This window comes from Reichenbachiella sp. (genome assembly GCF_039969095.1).
Classification (GTDB): domain Bacteria; phylum Bacteroidota; class Bacteroidia; order Cytophagales; family Cyclobacteriaceae; genus Reichenbachiella.
The window spans coordinates 286,673-307,978 of record NZ_JBDVOL010000015.1; the positions used below are offsets into that span (position 1 = coordinate 286,673).

Here is a 21,306-nt window from a genome sequence, read left to right on the forward strand (position 1 = left end):
TCCTATTATTTCCAGCAAAACTACAAAGAACCAATGAGATCAAACAGCAGAAATACGCTCCCAAATAACGGTATCTGGTTGTTCGTACCATGCTTCCAATTTATCTCTATATCGTTTTTCAAGAATGTTTCTTTTGATCTTCATAGTAGGCGTGAGTATCCCATTTTCTATGCTCCATGGTTCTTCTACGATGATGGCTTTTTTGAGTTTTTCATAGTCCATCAAATTTTGAACTACCTGTGAAATGGTCTCTTTTAGTCCGTCAAGGACTTCTTCTGGAGATTTGTTTAGACCAATTTCAGATAGGACGATAAGTGCAATGGGTTGGGGTAAATTTCTTCCTAAAACACAAATTTGTTCCACATCGTTATTAAGTGCAAAACCCCATTCGATTGGCCCAGGCACTACAAATTTTCCTTTAGCTGTTTTGAAAGTATCTTTTATTCTGCCTGTAATGGTGAGGAAACCATTTGCATCGAGCTGTCCCATATCACCTGTGTGCAGATAGCCATCTGCCAATACTTGAGCAGAAAGTTCAGGTTCTTTGAAGTACCCAGACATTAACCAATCCGATTTCATCAATATTTCACCAGATTCTGCGTCAATTCTCAAATCCATGTCAGGATAGACTGATCCTACTGATCCTATCTTCATATTGTCCAGAGGCATAATGGTACAGATGCCATGGTTTTCGGTCATGCCATATAGCTCCAAAAGCGAGAGTCCTATTTGATGATACCAATCGTGCAAAGATTTTGGGCATGGCGCCGCTGCTGTCACTACTATTTCAGCTCTACTCAGACCCAACCCTTTTTTAATCTTATTCCTGATCAGAGTTTTAATTATTGGCAGCTTAAGTAATAGGTTTAATTTATTTTGTGAAAGTTTAGCTAGTACGCCCAATTGGAACTTGGTCCATATTCTTGGAACGCCGAAGAAGATTGTCGGTTGGGTATCTTGCAAATTTTGGACGAAGGTGTCCAAAGATTCTACAAATGAAATGCTCCCGCCAGAGTATATGCTACAGGTTTCAACCACTCCTCGCTCGGCCACATGACACAGGGGGAGGTAAGAGAAAAATCGATGAGGTTTATCAATTACTGACAACACTTTTTGTACAGCTCGAACTGCCAACTGATAATTGTAATGATGCAACATCACTCCTTTGGGCGTGCCCGTAGTGCCAGAAGTGTACAATATGGCAACCTTATCATCCCTATTAGGAATTGGATTTTCCGCCAAAGGATCGGTGCATTCCATCAGTTCATCCCATTGGGCATATTGAGTTTCATTGCTCAGCGGAAGAGCGATGCCATGAATTGATTCAGGTACTCCAGCTTTCATGGTGTTCCAGTCATCAAGTTTACCTGTAAATAGAACTTGAGATTCAGAATGAATTAATATTTCATTGAGCTGTTGAGCGGTCAGATTGGGGTACAATGGAACCGAAACATGACCAGCCATAGTGATGGCCTGATCTGCCAATATCCAATGTGCACAATTCTTAGATACGATGGCAATTTTACTTAAAGGAGCTAGTTTGAGACCAAGAAGGTAATTGGCCATTCTTCGAATTTGATTAACAGATTCTGCCCAAGTATAAGTAGTCCATTGTGCTCCAAAGGGCTGCCGGAGAAAAACTTCATCGGACTTTGTTTGCTCCCATTGGTAAAGCATTTCGGTGAGGGTAGGCAGGTTATCAATGTTAAGTTTTCCATGCATGAAGAAGAGCTTCTTGTTGTACCCAACAAGATAATTGAAAGCTCAAAACCATCCCAGCGTCAAAATGAAAAATTAACTACGAGGGTAGATAATAAAATGTTTTATGTACAGGATTGACCTATTTTATGTACAGATGCGAACAGTTGAGCTTTGTATTAAAGATTAAATATAGTTATAAGTATCTGATATACAAATAGTTAAAATGTTTGGCACTAGATTAGCAATAAATCTGGCAAGGTCAATTACTCAAAATATATTACTCATGAAAACCCACACTATAATACTCGCACTATCCCTGGTGGCTTTCAGCTTCAATCTCCAAGCCAATTCAGAGGAAAAGAAGGAAAACGAAGAATCAAGCACCGAGATAGAAATCTTGGAAATCGTAGACACAGAAGATTTGAAAGCAGATGAATGCGTGGCTTGTCCCGTACCTGTTCAAATATTTGATCAAGAATTTAATTTAATTCTGACTGGCGAAATGACGCCCATGGAGGAGATAAGTAGTCAGGAATTAAGAGTGCTCATCGGGCAAAGTAATTTGATAATGGAATCGAGTGCTGCAATTATTTATCAGCTCGAAGAATAAAGATAATAGTTTACGGTTGGTTGATGAAAAGGGGCAAAATTTGCCCCTTTTCTCTTTACTTCTTTTTATTTCTCTTTAGCGATTTGATAAACTCACCCCAAGCGAATGGATTCAGCAAAGGAACAGAAGTTGTTTGGAATCGGGCATTGTAGGTGACCATTTGCTGGTTCACATAGTAGTTGTGATTGTTACCAGCATTCATGGGTAAATTTCTGTACATTTTATTGAGCATGGCTTGATCTAGGCTTTGCTGCATATTTTTATACTGATATTGATAAGGTACTTCCATGGCCAAAATGGCTTCTTTCAACAATTCTTCAGTAGGAAAAGGATAGATCTCAACTTCAGGTAAGAAGGTCGTGTCTGGCAATAATTCGATGATGACTGTATAGTTCTCATTGGCACCTTCTGGAATGATCAGATGCATTTTTTCATAACCGACTGCGCTTATAATCAGGCTATCTTTTTCCAAGACAGGCATAGAGAAATAGCCGTATGGATTAGATGTAGTTCCTCGGCCTCCCTTAGGGACAAAAATGTGCACTCCTGGTACGCCCGATGTACTATCCTCTCCTAATACAATTCCAGAAAATTGTATGATTTTTTGATCCGTCTGCCCTTGGGAAACAAAAGCGTAAAAAATGAATATGATTCCGAAGAGAACTGCTAAAATGTGCTTCACCGATTCTTTTTCTTTAATTAATGCTAATTTGCACTTGTTGGTTTTCTAAGCATACAAAGCTACACAATTATTAAGCAATTATATTCTGGTGGTTTCGATGCTTTTAATTTATAAACTACCGAATCCATGCAACTAAAGCATTTTAATCTTCAATTTGGTTCACAAATTTTTAAGTCTTTTTCAGAGGAAGCACGTGTTAGAATTATGTTCCTATTGTTCAATGAAAATGAGTTAAGTATTTCAGATATCGAACATGTTTTGGATTTTACACAAACCAAAACCTCAAGGCATATTACGTACCTCAAACATGCAGGATTACTAAAATCTAGAAAAAAGGACCAATGGGTTTTTTACCAAATAAAAGAAGAAGTAATGGGTATGGTATCACAAATTTTCAAATTTTTGAATAAAGATCAACAGCTGCAAAAAGATTTGGAAACACTTAAAGTGCTCCATTCGAATCGAGAGTTATCCATCAATAAACATCCATTACAAAATTGAAATCATACAAGTATTTATTTTTTGATCTTGACCATACGCTTTGGGATTGGGATGCCAATGCTTCTGAGACACTGATCGATCTTTATGAAAGATTTGACCTTGGCAAGTATGAGGTAAAGGATGCGCTTGCATTTCGAGATATTTTCTTTCATGAGAATACCAAGCTCTGGACTGATCTGGATGCTGGTAGAATTGATAAGTTTTTTCTTAGAAACAACCGGTTCAGAATTGTTTTGGAAGCTGCCAATGCCAATATGAATGGCATTAAAGATGACATGCTCAAGGAATTAAATGCTAGTTTTCTCAATGAATGTTCGAAAAAAAAGAAAGTGATTGACGGGGCATTTGATGTATTGAATTATTGCAGAGACCAGTTTGATCTCCATATCATTACCAATGGCTTTGAGGAAGTACAATCTATCAAAATGGAATATTCAGGATTGGATCGATATTTTGATAGAATTATTACTTCAGAAAAAGCAGGACATAAAAAGCCAAGTCCAGGAATTTACAAATATGCATTAAAGCATACTGGAGCAACTCTAAGTGACTCACTCATGATTGGAGACAATTTGATGACTGACATAAAAGGAGCTCGAGATTTTGGAATGGATCAAGTGTACTTTAATCCAGCTAAAAATAATCATACAGAGCAAGTCACCTTAGAGATTCGTCAATTAAATGAGCTCATTGATTTTTTGAGTATTAGACCTTAGTTAAAAATGGTTAAATACAAATCGTTACTATCCCAAAAACGTAAATTTGGAGCATGAATCAAATGGCTATTCGAGGATTAATTGTAGCTATGGGTCTCTCATTAGTGGGTCTCGTGGTCTTTCAAGTTTACTGGATCGAAAGTATTATAGGGGCAAATGAAGAAGCATTCAAAAGAGATGTGCAAGATGCATTGACTACTGTAGCGCAAAAACTTGAAAAGAAAGAGGCTATGAAAGTTGCTGTTGACAACTTTCACACAAATTTTGCTTTCAAAAGCCCATCAGAGGATGATTCGACTCAATTCGAATTGATTGAGAGTACTTTTGAAAAAAAGGTGATCCAGGTTCAGGATTATGCAAAGGATACCAGCAAGCGACCAGAGTGGTTAAGTTTTTATTTTGATTCGGAAAAGGATAACCCAAATCTGAGAAACGTATCAATTAAGCTCACTGAAACTCCATCCGACAACCCAGAAGAACAGATCTTTATACAGGAGGGCGAAGTGGACTCAATCATTACCAATAACGTTGAATACCAAAAGAGGCTCAAGCGAATTGCAAAAAAGAGCGAATATGTGCAACTGGCGATGCATGAATTGTTTGCTGGAGTGAAATCTTTGGAAAGTAGAATGGACGTAGCGGAAGCAGATTCGTTGCTAAGAAATAGTTTGTTAGATCGAGGAATTGAATTGCCCTATGATTTTGGAATTTTTGACCCTATTGAGGATCAATTTACCATTGAGCAGATTAAAGACAGTAAAAAGAAACTTCAATCTTCTGATTTAAGAGCGAGTTTGTTTCCAAATGATATTATGGGAGCTGCGGGATATTTAGTGGTCCGATTTCCTGATCAACAAAATTATTTGTTAGGAAAAATATGGGTCACGCTATTGTCCTCACTCATTTTTATTGTGATTATTTTGGTTTGTTTCTCGTATGCCATACATACGATCTTTAAACAAAAGAAATTGTCTGAAATCAAAAATGATTTCATCAATAATATGACTCATGAGTTCAAAACCCCAATATCAACGGTTTCACTAGCCTGTGAAGCTTTACGAGACGAACAGATTAGGAACACTGAGGGGTTAAACGAAAGATATCTGGGTATCATTCATGATGAAAATAAGCGACTGGGTCTGCAGGTCGAAAAAGTACTGCAAATGGCGGTAATTGAAAGAAACGATTTCAAATTGAAACTAGAAGAAGTCAATGTACATGAGATCATAGAAAATGCGATGGCTAACATTCAGATCCAAGTAATTAATAAAGGGGGTGTGATTTCGAAGGACTTACAAGCCATCAATCAAAAGATTACAGCAGATCAAATGCACTTGACTAATATTGTTTACAACCTATTGGATAATGCAAATAAATATTCGGCCGATCACCCTTCAATTCAGATAAAGACGATTGATCACGCAAAGGGAATTATGATTAAAATAGTCGATAAAGGTATTGGGATGTCAAAGGATGTCATGCACAAAATCTTTGAAAAATTCTATAGAATTCCAACCGGTAACTTGCATGATGTAAAAGGATTTGGCCTAGGGCTATCTTATGTGAAAAATATGGTGGAGGCGCATGGTGGAAATATTCAGGTCCGGAGTGAGCCTAAAAAAGGAAGTGAGTTTACTGTCTTTCTTCCTTACCAACTAAATAATTGATGCTATGAGCAAAATAAAAATTTTATTAGTTGAAGACGATTCTAATCTGGGTCAGATTTTGAATGAGTATCTACAACTCAAAGGATACGAAACCGTTTTGTGCCAAGATGGTGAAGCAGGCTTCAAATCTTATCAAAATGGGTCGTTTGATTTTTGTATTTTGGATGTGATGATGCCAAAGAAGGATGGATTTTCATTAGCTAGGGATATTCGAGCGATAGACAAAAAGATTCCGATCATCTTCTTGACCGCAAAGTCCATGAAAGAAGATACCATTGAAGGCCTAAAATTGGGGGCAGACGATTATTTAACAAAACCTTTTAGTATGGAGGAATTGCTTCTTCGCATACAGGTGATTTTGAAACGAACCAATGGTGGAAGTAGTAAGTCAACCGTAACTTCTTATCAGTTGGGTAGCCTACTCTTCAGATACGACAAAAGCGTCCTTGAAAGACCCTCAGGAGAAGTTAAGTTAACATCACGAGAAAATGAGTTGCTGAAACTCTTTTGTGATCACTTGAATGAAACCCTTGATCGTAGTGTGGCACTGATGTCCATCTGGAAAGACGATAGCTATTTCAATGCCAGAAGTATGGACGTATACATAGCCAAGCTGAGAAAATACCTAAAAGAAGAAGAATCTGTTCATATTTTGACCGTTCATGGGCAAGGATTTAAGCTTGTAAAAATGGACTAAATTATTTATATTGTGTATCCGCCCATTTCCTAAATTGGGTGGATTTTGTAACTCGTTTCATTATCTGTAGAATTAACAATTCTTTAAAGCCAGAAATGCGCTGATACAATTCTACTTTAGTTTTATTTGTTTACCTGTAACACAATCTATATGCTGCTAGTACCTTCAATTTCAATCAAAGACGGCAAAGTGACCAGACTCACCAGAGGAGATTATTCTTCTGGAAAAATCTACAATAAGAGTCCAGTTGATCTTGCTCGTCAATTCGAGGATCATGGGATCAATCGAATACACTTGGTTGACTTGGATGGGGCAAAAAAAGGAACTCCAGTGAATTATCACATATTGGAAATGATGTCGGGCTATTCTGACATTTCTATCAATTTTTCAGGGGGAATTCATACAGATGGAGATGTGACAAAGTCATTTGAATACGGTGCGGAAAGCATCACTTCAGCAACCATCGCAGTATATAATGCCGAGCTTTTCAATTCATGGATGATGTCTTATGGCCGTGAAAAAATTGCATTAGGTGCCGATACACTCGACGGCCTAATTCGCGTAGGGGGCTGGCAGAAGGGCACTAAAGTTGACATTTTTGAACACATAGATTATTTCTATTCTAGAGGTCTTAAATATCTAAAAACAACTGAAATATCCAAAGAAGGTGCTATGGAAGGCCCTGCTTTTGATTTGTATGAGAGCCTTATTGAGCGATTTCCCAATCTTTGCCTATTTGCCAGTGGAGGGATCAGAAATGTAGATGATATCAGAAGACTACAAGACTTAGGCGTCTACGGTGTGATTTTCGGAAAAGCTTTCTATGAAGGAAAGATTACTTTAGATGACATAGACCAATTTGCTGTTGGTGTAAATTAATAATCCTTGAAATTGGTTTTTTCATAAACTGGACGGCGTTTTTGCTTTCTAATAATCCAGTATATACCATCACTTTTTTCTACTTTTTCTTTCTTGCTGTATGGTGATGGATGCATGAGGTCACTATTATCGTCTTTAGGGGACTTTCCTTTTCCATTAAAAACTAGATTAAACCCAAATCTGAAATCAAGGGCATCAATTTTAGTTGCGTCCCAAATCCTCAATAATTTATCAGAGGCCATATAAATTTGGCATGAGCCAAAGTTGACAGCAGCAGCAAGTCCAAGATCAATACCCTGTTGTGGAATTCTGGATACGTTGGCCGATACATCTAGTACTCTCCCAACTTTTCTGGTGTAAGCTGCGGAGTAAATCATTCTAAAGTTGCCTCGAACAATATGAGCTGAAATAGAGCCAGTAAAACGATCATTTGGAGTCAGTTGATACATTAAACTCGCATAAGAGGTCGTATTTAAACCTGTAGTATATGATTTGTATAAGGTAGTATCTTGAAGCCCGTTTTTAAGGGAATCAAGATAAGCTTCTTCGAAATTTCCTACATCTGATAACTCAATACCTGCAAATTGAAAGGTAGTGTCAGCTAGTTGATTATTTTCAGGGTCAACTTTCCAATGGATAAAGCCTAAATCATTAACAGAAACTGCTGCCGATATTTCTCTTGTAATTTTCCAATGGGCACCAATATCAATACCAGCCCCTAAATTACCGTTACTAATCATGTGTGAAGTTAACTCATCACTATCCAAAAGATTGAGACCTGAAGTGTTTACTGTGGCACCCTGAAGGTCAAAATTCGCTTGATAGGTATTTTCTTCAAAACCCACTGTTCCATCGAATTTGTTGTCTGTTACTGCACTGATCATTCCATTAAGAAACTTCACTCTTACTCCAATGTTAATGCCTCGGTTTGGGATACTTTTCCAAATGCCAAAGCCATATTCTCTATAATAGCGGACATCAAGTGCCGTTCTGCTTAAGTCAATTTCATCACCTACGATCTCAGAATTTCCATGCCAAGCTGTGTTTACCAGGTTTTCTCCATAAAACCCGCGTGCTCCTATTCGCTCTCGAATAAAAATAGAATAGCCTTGAGTGTCAGATTTTCTCCATCCTATGTGCAGCGTGGATATTTCAGCTTCTAAGCTGACATAATTTTTCTTTTTCGACAAATCTACGAAGTTGTCGATATCCCATTCCCGATCACCATTTTCATTGGTGGTCACTAAGTCGCTATAACTCGCGCGACTGTTGACATCAATCATGACTCCAGAAAGGACTGGAAGCCCAATGAAGGTTTTTCCTTCTGGGAAAAACGCAGGATTGAAATTATTACCTTGATAGGTGCTATTAGTTAGATGATATAGAGATATGCCAGACTGTGCTGAAGCCTGATTAAGCCCTAAACATCCGGCAAAGAGCAATAATAGAAGAAGAGTTTTCAGATTAAAATTCATAATAGATGCTTACCTCAGTGCCCACATTTATAATCAGTTCGTAATCTGAAAATATTTTAACAAAATTATCTTCATCAGCTTTGTAGCTTGTAGCGTATACAATCAAATTCAGTACGCTGGCGTCAAGCAATTCTTGATATCCCTGACCTCTGAATACTTTGACGTAAGATGTTTTTTCTTCTGGTATTTCGATTTTACCCGAGGCAGGGATGTCGGCAGATTCGAAAAAATCAATTTCTTTAAATTCAAACAAAACAGAAGAGTCTGCTGCTAAAAACTGCATATCTATTATTCCGTCCATAGGTAATTGATTAATGGTATTAAGAACTAGAATGATCGTATCTGCTTCTTCGAATTCAAATCCTTCTATCCCAGTAGGGAAGTCTCTTGAAACATTGGTAAGTTGGATGTTTAAGGGTAAATTGATTTCTGTTATTACTTCTACAGTGCTAAGCGAAGAAACGAAGTTTCGGTCTGCATCGCCTAAATCGTTGTCATTATTGAAATTGCCTTCAGCTGTTAAATTGATGTTGAACAAATTCGGAGAGATATCAAATAGGTCTCGCAAATTAGAGTTGGTTTCATTTACCTTGATGATAGATTGTTCTGTGTCACCAACGTTTTCTACACCAGGGGCACGCACAAACTGAGGAGAATCTGTAATGGTACCTGATAAGTTGGCAGTGTTTCCATTGGCATTAGTTGCTGATACATCATCAAAGTTCAACCCCATCGGAACCCCAAAGCCATTGTCGAGATAAAAATTAAGCTGAGGGTTGTTGATTATAAATCCATTTTCTGAAATCCCTTCGAAGAAATCAATTTCAATAGACTTACTCTCAATATCTACAGTCTTGTCTCCAAACCAGCCAAAGATTTCACTAAATTCGGCTCCTGTAATTGTGAGCGTATAAGTGATTAATTCAGTTCCATTGATAAAGTCATCAGTCATGACATTTATATCTCCATCGAAGGTCCCACTGAAAATATTGGTATTCGAAACCTGTGTAATGATTGTTTTGTGGTTTGTAAGCTGCTGGGAGACATTATCTGTTCCACTTGCTGGGAGTGTGCCGCTTAAAACCATAGGGTCACCAGTATCTAAGCTCACAATATCGTCGAGAATTAAATTGTAATCAATTGATGAAGAATAACCGTTTTGTATTTCTAATGTAATGGTACCTGCAGTGTATTTTACGGAATCCAATTCTTCATTATTTGGAGATGTATATTCAAACGACAGTTCTTGATCTGGAATTTCCACTACTTGATTCCCAGGTGATCCAGGTATTGGATCTAGACCAGCGTCGATCACTCCTGGGTTCGTGACATCTTCCAATTCAATTAGCGATTCATAATCGTCAAAAATTGTAGTATCTCTATAGGATATAGATAGCAGCTTATTATTGTCCTCTGTGATTTCAATATTTGGATCATCTAATTTGTCCAACAATTCTGGTATGGTATAGGTCGTTGTACCAATTGGCGCTACAGCCGCAGGAGTATATGGTGGTAATTCGATATCGTTGAAATCCAACTCACCTACATTGCACATGGAAAACAACATGGCAATCAGTCCGTAAAACACGGTATTGAAATACTGATTATTCTTAGTCAAGACAAATCTGATAAGTTGCACAAATTTTATTTATTCTACACTTTTCACCACGCTGAATGGCAATATACTAATATTTCTAATTTTAGAAATACTAAAAGCTAAACGGTTAAGGTCAGCTTTATTGTTTCTTTTTCAAAAATATGTAGAGATTTTATAAAGAGCGAATGGAATCTTCTACTTTTTCCCTCATTTCAACTTTGTATTGTACTAATTTGTCAGCTACTGCTTCGTCATGGCTGCCGATGATTTGAGCAGCTAATATTCCAGCATTTTTTGCACCATCGAGTGCAACAGTGGCTACAGGCACGCCTCCTGGCATTTGGAGTATGGATAGAACAGAATCCCAACCATCTATAGAATTACTGGATTTTACTGGTACACCGATGACAGGTAAGGTAGTAATGGAAGCTACCATGCCAGGTAAGTGAGCGGCTCCCCCAGCACCCGCAATAATTACTTTTAGGCCATTAGAACGAGCATTTTCAGCATATTCTACCATTCTATGGGGTGTGCGATGGGCAGATACAATGGTCAATTCATAAGCGACACCTAGTTGATCAAGTATTTCGGCAGCCTGATTCATAATGTTCAGGTCACTTTTACTTCCCATGATAATTCCTACTAATGGCTTCATTTATGCTTTGATTTTGATTGATTCTTTTACTGAGCGTGCAATGGTCTTTAGATTTTCCAAATCATGTCCAACCAAAGTCACGTGCCCCATTTTTCTAAATGGTTTTGTTATTTTTTTACCATACAAATGTACATGAAGGCCCTCAATCTGCAAGGCTTCATCTAATCCATCGTATTTGGCGATTCCTGTATATCCTTCTTCACCCAATAGGTTGATCATTACAGAAGCACCTTTAATTGATGTATCTCCTAAGGGAAGGTTAAGAATGGCTCTTAGATGTTGTTCGAATTGAGAGGTAACATTTCCTTCTATGGTTTGATGCCCACTATTGTGTGTTCTTGGGGCACATTCGTTGACAATTACGTCCCCGTCTTTGGTAGCGAACATCTCCACTGCCAATAAACCCACCATATCGAGCGAGGAAATAACTTTTTTAGCTAATTCTCGCGCTTTGATTTTAATGTCTTCGGATAGACTCGACGGAGCAAATAAAAATTCAACCAGATTGGCTTCAGGGTGATATTCCAATTCTACAACTGGGTAGGTGGTCATTTCGCCTTTCGCATTTCTAGCTACGATCACAGATATTTCCTTGTCATAGTCTACAAATTTTTCAATCAAAGAAGGTTTTTTGAATCCTTTGTTAATATCAGATTCATTTTTAATGACTTGTACACCTCTGCCATCATAGCCTTCTGTTCTGAGTTTGTGTACGCCAGGCAATAAGTGCGTGTGCTGATGTAAATCTTCAAAAGAATTAGTCAATACAAACTCAGATGTAGGGATATCATGATCTAGGTAAAACTGCTTTTGTATGCCTTTATCTTTGATCGTTCTAAGTGCATGGGGCTGTGGATACACTTTCTTTCCTTGTTTTTCTAATGCTTCAAGGGCTTCGATGTTTACATTCTCAATTTCAACTGTGATAATGTCACAATCCTTTCCAAAAGCCATCACTTCATCGAAATCTCGGATATCTCCAAGCACAAATTCAGAAGCAAGTGATTTGCATGGAGCATTTGGGTCAGGATCCATCGATTTAATCTCAAGATTAAAATCAACGGCCGATTGGATCATCATTCGGCCCAGTTGCCCACCTCCCAGTACGCCTACAATTACATTTGGATCAAAACTCATCTATTGCTTTTCTTGTTTTGCTGCAAAGCTAAACACCACTGTTCAATCCTTGAAGGGAATCTTATTTTTTGATGATTCCCATTTTTTCCATCAGTTTGCTAGCATTAAAACTTTTACAAGGTTCGAGCGATAGTTTGTAATCAAAAATGATTTCATCTGCTATGATCGAACTATTAAAGCTCATATTTTGAATATTGGAGTGCTTTTTCGAAAGGGTAGATAATTGAATGTCATGTGTAGAAATGAGACCTCTACAGTTTTGCGTGATAAGTTGATCAATTAATGACATGGCTCCTTTGTGTCGGTCATCCGAATTGGTGCCTTTTAAGATTTCGTCTAGCATGTAGAACACAGGCTCACCTTCTTCCAACAGATTGAGCAATTTCCTCAAGCGTTTCAGTTCTGCATAGAAGGAGCTTACATTTTCTTCTAAGTTATCTTGGGTTCTCATACTTGTAAAAATTTGAATCAAAGAGAACTCAAATTTATTGGCACATACGGGAGCTCCCATTTGAGCTAGCACCAGATTGACACCTATGGTGCGCAGAAAGGTGCTTTTACCAGACATGTTGGATCCAGTCACAAGCCCTAGTTTGCCTTTTTCTGATAAATGAAAATCATTGCTAACCCTTTGGTTGGCTTTGATTAGTGGATGACCCATTCCTTCAGCTTCTAGCAAATGGTTTTCATTTGAAACAGTTGGATAAGTATAATCAGGGTTTGAAAAAGCGTATGAGCTGAGGTCATTTAATGCATCAATCTGATGAACTGCATCGAACCATTTTTCGACTTTATCAATATTTTTCTTCTTCCAGTTGATGGCCATGAGTAGCCAATTGGCATCAAGTAAGAATAATATATTGAAGGGTGCGTACAATAAATTTTCTCGATTGATCAAAAACATCCATACTCGTCGAAGAGATTTGATAGCTGTGGAGGCCTTATGCTGCTTCGTATTTAACTGTTGGCTAAGTCTAATTAAAAGAGGAGATTGAAATGTTTTGTTTTCTATTTCGATGATGACTTGTTCATACCCTCTTAGGAATTGTACGATATTCCCAAATTCCTTTTTCATTTTTTGAAGTGGTTTGTGGACCAATGAAAGTAAGGACATGTTGATTATCAATGGTAAATAAATCCACTGATAAGGCCATTCAAAATAAGCAATTCCTGTTAGAATGGTTATAGACAAGGCAGGCATCACTAACCTCATCACTTCCCAAAAAGTATGGTTAACTACGTTAAGCTTGTCATCAATCCATTGAATTAAGGACAATACAACATTTACATATTTCTTATCTAGTTGATCTCCGTGATAGCCATAAGCAGTTAGGTTTTGCCCCCATACAATATCTCTTCCAAGTTCTTGAATGGCAGCTTGTCTTTCTTCTATTTCGGATTTTGAAGATTTGTTTAATATCCAGTTCTTAATGTGTTCCCTGGTGCCAGACAGTTTACTTCTTACGAGCAGCTGAAATAAGGAATTGGAACCAAATAGATCTAAATCTGGCGCATAGTTGTGATGAGTATCTAAGCATTCAATGCCATCGTCCAAGTCCGAAAATGTTCCCTTAACTCTTTTGATTTCGTTTTCATTTATTGTAATCAAGAAAAGGTGCTGAGCAAGGTCAAACTTGGCTTTGTTGTGTTTTCGAACTATGATACCAAATAGAGGTGTAAAACCAATTAGCGTCAGAATTACCATTTGTTCTTCTCGAGCATTGGCAAAGTAGACAGCACCCACTAAGAAAATACAAAATGTGATGACTCTAATCCAAGAAAGTTTACTCACCTGCTGCTTCAGATGTCTAGAATTTTCTTGTAGTTCCTTCAGTCTTGATTCAAAGTAATTTTGGGTACTTTCAGGCATAATTTATTTCAACAATTGATAAGCAATAAGCGCAAAAATATAGGCAACTGCTGACATATAAACCAATTGGAGAATGGGCCATTTCCAAGACTTAGTTTCCCTGTACACCACTGCCAAAGTACTCATGCATTGCATGGCAAACGCATAGAAGAGCATTAGGGATACGCCAAGGGCGATTGAATACATGGGTTGGCCAGTATATGGATTGATTTCTGCTCTGAGTTTGTCTTTGATGGTTGATTCATCTTCGGCATCTGATCCTACACTATATATGGTGGCAATCGTGCCAACAAAAACTTCTCTGGCAGCAAAAGAAGTAATCAAAGCAATTCCAATTTTCCAGTCGTATCCTAATGGTTTAATGGCTGGTTCAATAGATTTACCCAATATTCCAGCATAGGAGTGTTCCAATTTGTGAGCACTCACAAGATCATCGAATTCTGGTGATGCTTGGCTGAGCTGAGGATATTCATTTGAAATAAACTGTTCAGCCTTATCAAAATTCTCACCAGGGCCATAGGAAGCCAATACCCAAAGAATAATTGAAATCGCCAATATGATTTTCCCAGCTTCAAAGACAAATGTTTTGCTTTTAGAGAATATAGTAATCCAAACATTTTTCCATTTAGGCCATCTATAAATAGGAAGTTCCATGATGAAGTAACTCTGCTCTTTTACCTTCAAGATTTTCTTCATCAGCAGAGCTGAAAAAATGGCTCCAAGGAAACCGATAAGGTATAGTGACATTAAGGCTAAACCTTGCACACTTAATATGCCAAATAGGTAGTCGTTTGGGATCACTAAAGCAATCAAAATGGCATAAACAGGAAGTCGAGCTGAGCAGCTCATAAAAGGAGTTACAAATATGGTAATGATTCTGTCTTTCCAGCTCTCAATATTTCTTGCGGCCATAATCGCTGGAATAGCACATGCCACACCAGAAATGAGTGGTACAACGCTCTTTCCGTTCAATCCAAATTTCCTCATAATTTTGTCCATCAGGAAAACTACTCTAGCCATATAACCAGATTCTTCCAAAATGGCGATGAAACAGAAGAGTAAAGCAATTTGAGGAATAAAAATGACCACGCCTCCCAATCCTGGAATGATACCTTCTGCTATTAGATCTGTGAATACTCCCGATGGCAGATATGTTTTTGCCCAACTACTCAATTTGGCAAAACCAAAATCTATATAATCCATGAAGGGTTCGGCCCAAGCAAAAATGGATTGGAATAGAGCAAATAGGACAACAAAAAATATGAGATAACCATAAATCTTGTGAGTCAGTATTTTGTCAATTTTATGATTTCGTGTAGCTGTGGTTTCTATATCTGTTTTGGTAACAATCCTTGTTAATTTTTCACGAATGATTTTATATCGCTCTACGGTTTCTGTGGTTTGGAATTGACGATCACAGAAATTGTATTCCACTTTTTTATCAGCTATGAAATGTTTCTCGTCGTTGGTAAGAAATGTTTTACTATAAGTTTGTTGGGCATACTGATAGGCTACGTAATCGTTGTCAAGACCAAATTTTTCTTTGATAACAGGGATGATCTCTGGCGACAATTCATTGATGTTGTAAAACAATTCTGACGTGCCTGATATATCCTCAAGTAGTGTCGACTTTAGTTCTGATATTCCCTCTCCTGTGCGACCATTGATAGTTAATACGGTTGTGTTAAACTCTTCTTCTAGTGCTCTTAGGTCAATGTTTAATCCACTTCTATTGGCCACGTCTAACATGGATAGTACCAAAACTGTCGGAAGCCCTAAATCCTGAATTTCCGAAAAGAGAAGAAGGTTCCTTTCTAAATTCGATGCGTCAGCAATGACAACAATTTTATCGGGAAAATCATGTGCTTGTTGATCACTTAGTACATCAAATACCACCCTTTCGTCCATGGAGCGAGGATATATACTATAAGTGCCAGGCAAGTCAATCACATTGGCAATCGTGTCTTTTGCTCGGAAAGTTCCACTGACCTTGTCCATAGTGACACCAGGGAAATTTCCGACTTTTTGGTTCATCCCTGTGAGTAGATTGAATATAGACGTTTTGCCAGCATTTGGATTGCCAACAAGGGCCACGTTGATAGAAGCGTTGCTCATTTGTGATTATGATAATGTGATGGTTGCTGCTTCTTCTAGTCTTAGTGATAAGTCGTACCCAGAAACTCTGATACAGATTGGGCAACCGAGTGGTGCCACAAATCTCATTTGAACTTCAGTGCCTGGCAGCACTCCCATTTCTAATAATTTCAATGAGATGTATTCATTCGTAAAATTGTTCACTATTCCTTTTTCGCCGGGGTTTAGCTGTGCTACTGATCGCATGAAGCTCTTATTTAGAATTATTAAAAATAAGAGCAAAAGTATGTGATTTGACCTAAGGCAGCAAGTCTTATTTTATGAGAAAAGTCATTGGCTAAAAAAGCTCAATTGTTTTTAAAATTCAATTTAAATTGTCACTTCAAATTTGAGTATCTCATGGCTAAAACAAAAACTGCTTTCTTCTGTCAAAACTGTGGGGCACAGTCACCCAAATGGGTTGGAAAGTGCCCATCTTGTCAGGAATGGAATTCTTATGTGGAGGAAGTAGTTTCTCAGCCAACCAGCAACACCAAAATCTGGACAGAAGGTGAAAAAAACGTCAGGCCAAATCAAGCGGTATCTATCCAAGAAATTAAAGCGGAAGATAGTGTCAGGTTTAAAACCATAGACAATGAGTTGAACCGTGTACTTGGAGGAGGCATAGTCCCTGGGTCATTGGTATTGATTGGTGGCGAACCAGGTATTGGCAAGTCCACGCTGTTTCTTCAGGTGGCATTAGGTCTGCCAGACAAAAAGATATTATATGTATCTGGTGAAGAGAGTCCCCAGCAAATTAAGATGAGAGCTGAGCGGATGCAAGCAAAATCGGCGAATTGCTTGTTGCTTTCAGAAACTTCTCTGAGTAACATTTTTCAGCAGATCAAACAGAATAACCCTGAAATTCTAATTATAGACTCGATTCAGACTTTGTTCTCTTCCAAAGTAGATAGTTCTGCAGGGAGTGTAAGCCAGGTGAGGGAGTGTACCGCAGAACTGCTTCAGTTTGCTAAAACATCCAACGTACCTGTTTTTTTGATTGGGCATATTACTAAAGAAGGTACCATAGCCGGGCCAAAAGTATTGGAACACATGGTAGATACGGTGTTGCAATTTGAAGGTGATAGACATTTGAGCTACCGGATACTTCGGACTATCAAGAATAGGTTTGGTTCGACATCGGAATTGGGTATTTATGAAATGTCTGGATCTGGTATGCGTCAGGTATCTAATCCATCTGAAATATTAATTGCGCATAAGGACAGTGAACTGAGCGGTGTAACAATAGGAGCTTCAATAGAAGGCAATCGCCCATTGCTCATCGAAACTCAGGCTTTGGTCAGTGCTTCGGCTTATGGTACCCCGCAAAGAAGCACGACAGGCTATGATGCCAAAAGATTGAATATGCTTTTGGCTGTTCTGGAAAAAAGAGGAGGCCTAAGGTTAGGCAACCAAGATGTCTTTCTTAATATCGCCGGAGGTTTGAAAATTGATGACCCTGCGCTGGATTTGAGTATTGCCGTGTCTATTGTATCTTCTTACGAAGAAAAAGTGGTGAGCTCTGACATTTGTTTTGCAGGAGAGATTGGATTGGGAGGAGAGGTGCGAGCGGTCAACCGAATCGAAAGTCGAATCAGCGAAGCGGAAAAATTGGGATTCAAGAAAATGTTTGTTTCTAAGAACAATTCTAAAGCAGTAGCAGCAGCTAATTTCAAAATAGATGTGGTGCTGGTTCAGAATATTGCTGAAGTTTTTAAGAAGCTTTCCTCCTAAAAAAATATCCCGCACCATAAAGGCGCGGGACAGCTCAGGAATCGAAGCGATCAAGACCACTCCGAAATTCTTACCATAGCGGTAAATCTTTCACTTTTTTAGCTGACTATAGCGAGTAAAATCAAGCCAATAAAGTAGAGCAACAAATATTTATATTCTCGATCCATAGCTGTAATATTTATAGGATTATAAAAATATTAAGTTGACATATACAACTGATTATTTATCATTTTATTACTATTATTAGAATCAATTATATAAAACAAAGTTTACAAGATTGAAGGAGTAATTGATGAGTTTTACGATTTAATTGCATTTGTGTAGGCATGTTTTAGATGATTAAAAGCTGATCATCGATGAATCCAAGGAATCAATAGATTGAAATTATTGGTGTGTAGGGTGAGATTTTGCTCAAAAGGGTGAGAAACAAAAAAAGTCTCGTGATATCACGAGACTTTAAATGCTTTTGGTTGATCTGAATTTTAGTTCTCTGAAGACTCTTCTTTCATTTCTCCCAAGATTTTTATCTCAGGAATTTCTACATAGTTGAATTCGTAATTGAAAAATGAGCTCAAGTCTTCACCTGCTTCGAGCATGTCCTCATCACCTTCCTCATAGTACCAATTGATATGGATTTCTTTACCACGCTCAACTTTTAGGTCGTTCAGTTTTTTGAAAATGATATAGATACACTTGGAAGAACTCGTGTTGAAATATTCAAATGCTGCATTGAGAGTAATGGCAGCTTTGTCTGACTTTCCAAAATTATCTATTGAGTCATTGATATATCTATAAAACACCAATGGGTTTTCAGGACTAGATTTACCTCTAATGTCTAATAACCCCTTTCCCGGATCGAAATAAATCGATGGTGTCACTCTTGTCGCTCTGATAAAAAAACCTTTCATACTTTGCCATTTAATGCACTTAGCATTTTTTCAGATGTCGTGAGACTCTGTGATTTCAAATATTCATCAACCACTTATTAGTCATTATGAGAAAATGAACTCTATGAAGTTGAACTTTTAGCTGGTCAATTACAATTAATTCAACTTCAAAGATCAACTGTTTTGAAAATATAAAGAATACAGGATTCTCCTAAAAATTGTATTCTCTTCTTAAAAGGTACGATAATGACTAGAATTGGCAAAAAAAATGTTGTAAAAGACAAAATATTTAAGAATTATAATGCTCAAATGGAAGCATGGAACATTTTTAACTAGCTGGTTAGGTAATTCCCCTAAACAGAAAATCAGTAGTTACTGCGAATCTTCGACATCGTCAAAAAACCTATCCGATTCGTCGTAATCCTCAGCATGATCTTGGGCAAACTTTTTATTGTACTTGGTAACTTTGAATTCTGTACGTCTGTTCACTTGATGTTGCTCTTCAGTTTTTGCATTTTTAATGATCAATATGGTTTCACCATATCCTTTGGCTACCATTCGTCTGCTTTCAATGCCTTGAGAGGCGATATAATTTACAGCACTTTGGGCACGTCTTTGAGAAAGGTTCATATTGTATTCATGACTGGATCGCACATCCGTATGTGAGCTCAATTCAATATTGATACTGGGGTTGTCCTTCATTAGAACTACCAATTTATCTAATTCACTTGCAGCTTCTGGTTTGATGTCAGCCTTGTCTAGGTCATAGTAAATATTATTTAATACAATCGGTTTGTCAACTACGATTTTATCTAATGGTAGGTCTACTTCGAATTCAATATTGGTAACCATCTTTTCTAGTGTGGCTTTGTCCGCAGATTTCCCAACAGTAGAGAAATCGATTCGAGTCGTGAAATACTCTTCTTTTTCAGCCACTAGATTGTAGCTTTCTTCTGAAAATACTCTAAATCTATATTTACCATCTACTTGAGTAAATTTTTCATCAACGATATTGTCTTCCATGTCTCTGAGAACCACCTTAGTATTTGAAAGTGGTACGAGTTCATCATTTTCATCATGTGTTAGGGTAGTGCCCGACAACCAGTAATTCACAATACGAAGTTCAGGGTCATCATTCACAAATGTGTAAATATCATCATCACCTTTACCTCCTTTTCTATTGGAAGTAAAAAATCCACGAGAAGGGTTAAAAAGAAATAACCCAAAATCGTCAGCATTTGAATTGATGGGAGATCCAAGGTTTTCTAATTTCATTTGACCGCTCTCTCTGGTAGCTTCAAAGATGTCTAATCCACCAAAACCTGGCCATCCATCTGATGAAAAATAAAGCTTCCCAGTACCTCCTACATAAGGGAATATTTCATTACCAGGCGTATTCACATTTTCGCCCATATTCCGTACATCCACCCATCGACCTCTGCGATTTAGAGAAGCTGTATAAATATCCAATCCTCCAAAACCACCTTCACGATTGGATGAAAAGAAGAGTGTTTTTCCATCCGGGCTTAGTGCAGGCGTTGAGTCCCAAGTGTCTTGTCCATTGATACTCAATGGGCGTGGTGTTTGCCATTTGCCATTTCTATAACGGGTAAAATATAAATTGACTTCATTGGCGCCAGATGATTTACCAGAATTACCTTTTGCGAAGACGACGGTATTGCCATCTTTTGACATGGAAATAGAACCTAAGTTTACATTTGGTTCATTGATGATGGGGCTTAGTTCCTCCAGAGTAGCGAGGTCTACATTGGCTCCACGAGTACTTACTACATAAATATCCGTGAAAGGTGTGCCAGTACCTTTATATATTTTTCCACCATGTCTATTGGAGGTGAAATAAAGTTTTCCTGCACTATAAAAAGGTGAATATTCGGCAAACTCTGTGTTAATTGCTTCCAGGTTCTTAACCCTAAAATGATTGACTCTGGTTTCTATTTCAGGCAGTTTATTGAGGTTGTTCAATTCCCGTTCGGCCAAGGCCACGACAGCGTCATTCTGACCTTTTTTCAAATAATCGTTCAGAACCTTGTTTGCTCTCTTGGTATCGTCATTAGCTTTTAATGCAACTGCGTAGTAGTAATATGCACTTTCGTCTTCAATTCCAGCATCTATAGCCGCGAGGTAATAAGGTTCGGCTTCTTGAATCCGATTTGATTTTCTATAGGCTTCTGCCAATTGAAAATTTGACTCAGGATTATCAGGTTTCAATGCCTTTTCGTATTGATAAATGGCATCACTGTATTCTCCAGCTTCAAAACTCTTGTTCGCTTTTTTTGTTGCACTGCAAGAAACGAGAGTTATGATAAAAAAGAATTTGAAAATATTGCTAAGCTGGGTCATAAAA

18 protein-coding genes are annotated in these 21,306 nt (G+C 37.8%); 7 read left to right on the plus strand and 11 right to left on the minus strand.

Features of this window, described 5'->3' with window-relative positions; translation table 11 throughout:
* Positions 1 to 39: 39 nt before the first annotated feature.
* On the minus strand, positions 40 to 1,722 hold the full coding sequence (locus ABJH98_RS16600; protein WP_348308822.1) for an AMP-binding protein: 1,683 nt from the start codon (positions 1,720 to 1,722) through the stop codon (positions 40 to 42).
* Between the two features lie 262 nt (positions 1,723 to 1,984).
* On the opposite strand from ABJH98_RS16600, the gene ABJH98_RS16605 reads away from it, so the two are divergent.
* Positions 1,985 to 2,311 (plus strand): hypothetical protein, encoded by a 327-nt coding sequence (locus ABJH98_RS16605; protein ID WP_348308823.1) that lies wholly within the window; start codon positions 1,985 to 1,987, stop codon positions 2,309 to 2,311.
* 55 nt (positions 2,312 to 2,366) lie between these two features.
* On the opposite strand, the gene ABJH98_RS16610 is transcribed toward ABJH98_RS16605, so the two are convergent.
* Entirely contained in the window at positions 2,367 to 2,993 is a 627-nt protein-coding gene (locus tag ABJH98_RS16610; RefSeq protein WP_348308824.1) for a carboxypeptidase-like regulatory domain-containing protein, read from the minus strand.
* A 126-nt stretch (positions 2,994 to 3,119) separates the two neighbouring features.
* Here ABJH98_RS16610 and ABJH98_RS16615 point away from each other — a divergent pair, with 126 nt between their 5' ends.
* The 5 genes from ABJH98_RS16615 (at position 3,120) to ABJH98_RS16635 (ending at position 7,453) form a co-directional block, all read left to right on the plus strand.
* Positions 3,120 to 3,494 (plus strand): metalloregulator ArsR/SmtB family transcription factor, encoded by a 375-nt coding sequence (locus ABJH98_RS16615; protein WP_348308825.1) that lies wholly within the window; start codon positions 3,120 to 3,122, stop codon positions 3,492 to 3,494.
* On the plus strand, positions 3,491 to 4,210 hold the full coding sequence (locus tag ABJH98_RS16620; protein ID WP_348308826.1) for a YjjG family noncanonical pyrimidine nucleotidase: 720 nt from the start codon (positions 3,491 to 3,493) through the stop codon (positions 4,208 to 4,210). The genes ABJH98_RS16615 and ABJH98_RS16620 overlap by 4 nt, the downstream gene beginning before the upstream one ends.
* A 62-nt stretch (positions 4,211 to 4,272) precedes the next feature.
* Positions 4,273 to 5,877 carry a HAMP domain-containing sensor histidine kinase gene (locus ABJH98_RS16625; protein WP_348308827.1) on the plus strand — a complete coding sequence of 535 codons (1,605 nt, stop codon included), beginning with the start codon at positions 4,273 to 4,275 and terminating at the stop codon, positions 5,875 to 5,877.
* A 4-nt stretch (positions 5,878 to 5,881) separates the two neighbouring features.
* Positions 5,882 to 6,574 (plus strand): response regulator transcription factor, encoded by a 693-nt coding sequence (locus ABJH98_RS16630; RefSeq protein ID WP_348308828.1) that lies wholly within the window; start codon positions 5,882 to 5,884, stop codon positions 6,572 to 6,574.
* 150 nt (positions 6,575 to 6,724) lie between these two features.
* Complete coding sequence (locus tag ABJH98_RS16635; RefSeq protein ID WP_348308829.1) at positions 6,725 to 7,453, plus strand: 1-(5-phosphoribosyl)-5-[(5-phosphoribosylamino)methylideneamino] imidazole-4-carboxamide isomerase; 729 nt, start codon at positions 6,725 to 6,727, stop codon at positions 7,451 to 7,453.
* On the opposite strand, the gene ABJH98_RS16640 is transcribed toward ABJH98_RS16635, so the two are convergent.
* The 7 genes from ABJH98_RS16640 to ABJH98_RS16670 all read right to left on the minus strand — a co-directional run bounded on the left by ABJH98_RS16640 (position 7,450) and on the right by ABJH98_RS16670 (position 16,527).
* Positions 7,450 to 8,928: a DUF5723 family protein gene (locus ABJH98_RS16640; RefSeq protein WP_348308830.1), complete on the minus strand. Its 1,479-nt coding sequence runs from the start codon at positions 8,926 to 8,928 to the stop codon at positions 7,450 to 7,452. The genes ABJH98_RS16635 and ABJH98_RS16640 overlap by 4 nt on opposite strands.
* Positions 8,918 to 10,546 (minus strand): hypothetical protein, encoded by a 1,629-nt coding sequence (locus ABJH98_RS16645; protein WP_348308831.1) that lies wholly within the window; start codon positions 10,544 to 10,546, stop codon positions 8,918 to 8,920. Before ABJH98_RS16645 ends, ABJH98_RS16640 begins: the two co-directional genes overlap by 11 nt.
* Before the next feature lie 151 nt (positions 10,547 to 10,697).
* Positions 10,698 to 11,180: a 5-(carboxyamino)imidazole ribonucleotide mutase gene (purE, locus tag ABJH98_RS16650; protein WP_348308832.1), complete on the minus strand. Its 483-nt coding sequence runs from the start codon at positions 11,178 to 11,180 to the stop codon at positions 10,698 to 10,700.
* Positions 11,181 to 12,317 carry a 5-(carboxyamino)imidazole ribonucleotide synthase gene (locus ABJH98_RS16655; RefSeq protein ID WP_348308833.1) on the minus strand — a complete coding sequence of 379 codons (1,137 nt, stop codon included), beginning with the start codon at positions 12,315 to 12,317 and terminating at the stop codon, positions 11,181 to 11,183.
* Between the two features lie 61 nt (positions 12,318 to 12,378).
* Positions 12,379 to 14,187 (minus strand): hypothetical protein, encoded by a 1,809-nt coding sequence (locus ABJH98_RS16660; RefSeq protein ID WP_348308834.1) that lies wholly within the window; start codon positions 14,185 to 14,187, stop codon positions 12,379 to 12,381.
* Between the two features lie 3 nt (positions 14,188 to 14,190).
* Entirely contained in the window at positions 14,191 to 16,302 is a 2,112-nt protein-coding gene (gene feoB / locus ABJH98_RS16665; RefSeq protein ID WP_348308836.1) for a ferrous iron transport protein B, read from the minus strand.
* A gap of 6 nt (positions 16,303 to 16,308) precedes the next feature.
* The gene (locus ABJH98_RS16670) at positions 16,309 to 16,527 is read right to left on the minus strand and encodes a FeoA family protein (protein ID WP_348308837.1); all 219 of its coding nucleotides are present in this window, start codon (positions 16,525 to 16,527) and stop codon (positions 16,309 to 16,311) included.
* 153 nt (positions 16,528 to 16,680) lie between these two features.
* Here ABJH98_RS16670 and radA point away from each other — a divergent pair, with 153 nt between their 5' ends.
* Entirely contained in the window at positions 16,681 to 18,054 is a 1,374-nt protein-coding gene (gene radA / locus ABJH98_RS16675; RefSeq protein WP_348308839.1) for a DNA repair protein RadA, read from the plus strand.
* Positions 18,055 to 18,536: 482 nt separating this feature from the next.
* Here the strand turns inward: radA and ABJH98_RS16680 are convergent, their stop codons facing one another.
* Together ABJH98_RS16680 and ABJH98_RS16685 are read right to left on the minus strand one after the other, a co-directional pair.
* Positions 18,537 to 18,962: a DUF1987 domain-containing protein gene (locus tag ABJH98_RS16680; RefSeq protein ID WP_348308841.1), complete on the minus strand. Its 426-nt coding sequence runs from the start codon at positions 18,960 to 18,962 to the stop codon at positions 18,537 to 18,539.
* 351 nt (positions 18,963 to 19,313) lie between these two features.
* Positions 19,314 to 21,302 (minus strand): OmpA family protein, encoded by a 1,989-nt coding sequence (locus ABJH98_RS16685; protein ID WP_348308842.1) that lies wholly within the window; start codon positions 21,300 to 21,302, stop codon positions 19,314 to 19,316.
* Between the last annotated feature and the right edge of the window lie 4 nt (positions 21,303 to 21,306).

Coding starts and splice junctions, on each gene's coding strand:
- ABJH98_RS16680 (WP_348308841.1), bottom strand. CDS start 18,962: ATGAAAGGTTTTTTTATCAGAGCGACAAGAGTGACACCATCGATTTAT.
- purE (WP_348308832.1), bottom strand. CDS start 11,180: ATGAAGCCATTAGTAGGAATTATCATGGGAAGTAAAAGTGACCTGAAC.
- radA (WP_348308839.1), top strand. CDS start 16,681: ATGGCTAAAACAAAAACTGCTTTCTTCTGTCAAAACTGTGGGGCACAG.
- ABJH98_RS16605 (WP_348308823.1), top strand. CDS start 1,985: ATGAAAACCCACACTATAATACTCGCACTATCCCTGGTGGCTTTCAGC.
- ABJH98_RS16630 (WP_348308828.1), top strand. CDS start 5,882: ATGAGCAAAATAAAAATTTTATTAGTTGAAGACGATTCTAATCTGGGT.
- ABJH98_RS16600 (WP_348308822.1), bottom strand. CDS start 1,722: ATGCATGGAAAACTTAACATTGATAACCTGCCTACCCTCACCGAAATG.
- feoB (WP_348308836.1), bottom strand. CDS start 16,302: ATGAGCAACGCTTCTATCAACGTGGCCCTTGTTGGCAATCCAAATGCT.
- ABJH98_RS16640 (WP_348308830.1), bottom strand. CDS start 8,928: ATGAATTTTAATCTGAAAACTCTTCTTCTATTATTGCTCTTTGCCGGA.
- ABJH98_RS16625 (WP_348308827.1), top strand. CDS start 4,273: ATGGCTATTCGAGGATTAATTGTAGCTATGGGTCTCTCATTAGTGGGT.
- ABJH98_RS16615 (WP_348308825.1), top strand. CDS start 3,120: ATGCAACTAAAGCATTTTAATCTTCAATTTGGTTCACAAATTTTTAAG.
- ABJH98_RS16635 (WP_348308829.1), top strand. CDS start 6,725: ATGCTGCTAGTACCTTCAATTTCAATCAAAGACGGCAAAGTGACCAGA.
- ABJH98_RS16660 (WP_348308834.1), bottom strand. CDS start 14,187: ATGCCTGAAAGTACCCAAAATTACTTTGAATCAAGACTGAAGGAACTA.
- ABJH98_RS16685 (WP_348308842.1), bottom strand. CDS start 21,302: ATGACCCAGCTTAGCAATATTTTCAAATTCTTTTTTATCATAACTCTC.
- ABJH98_RS16670 (WP_348308837.1), bottom strand. CDS start 16,527: ATGCGATCAGTAGCACAGCTAAACCCCGGCGAAAAAGGAATAGTGAAC.
- ABJH98_RS16655 (WP_348308833.1), bottom strand. CDS start 12,317: ATGAGTTTTGATCCAAATGTAATTGTAGGCGTACTGGGAGGTGGGCAA.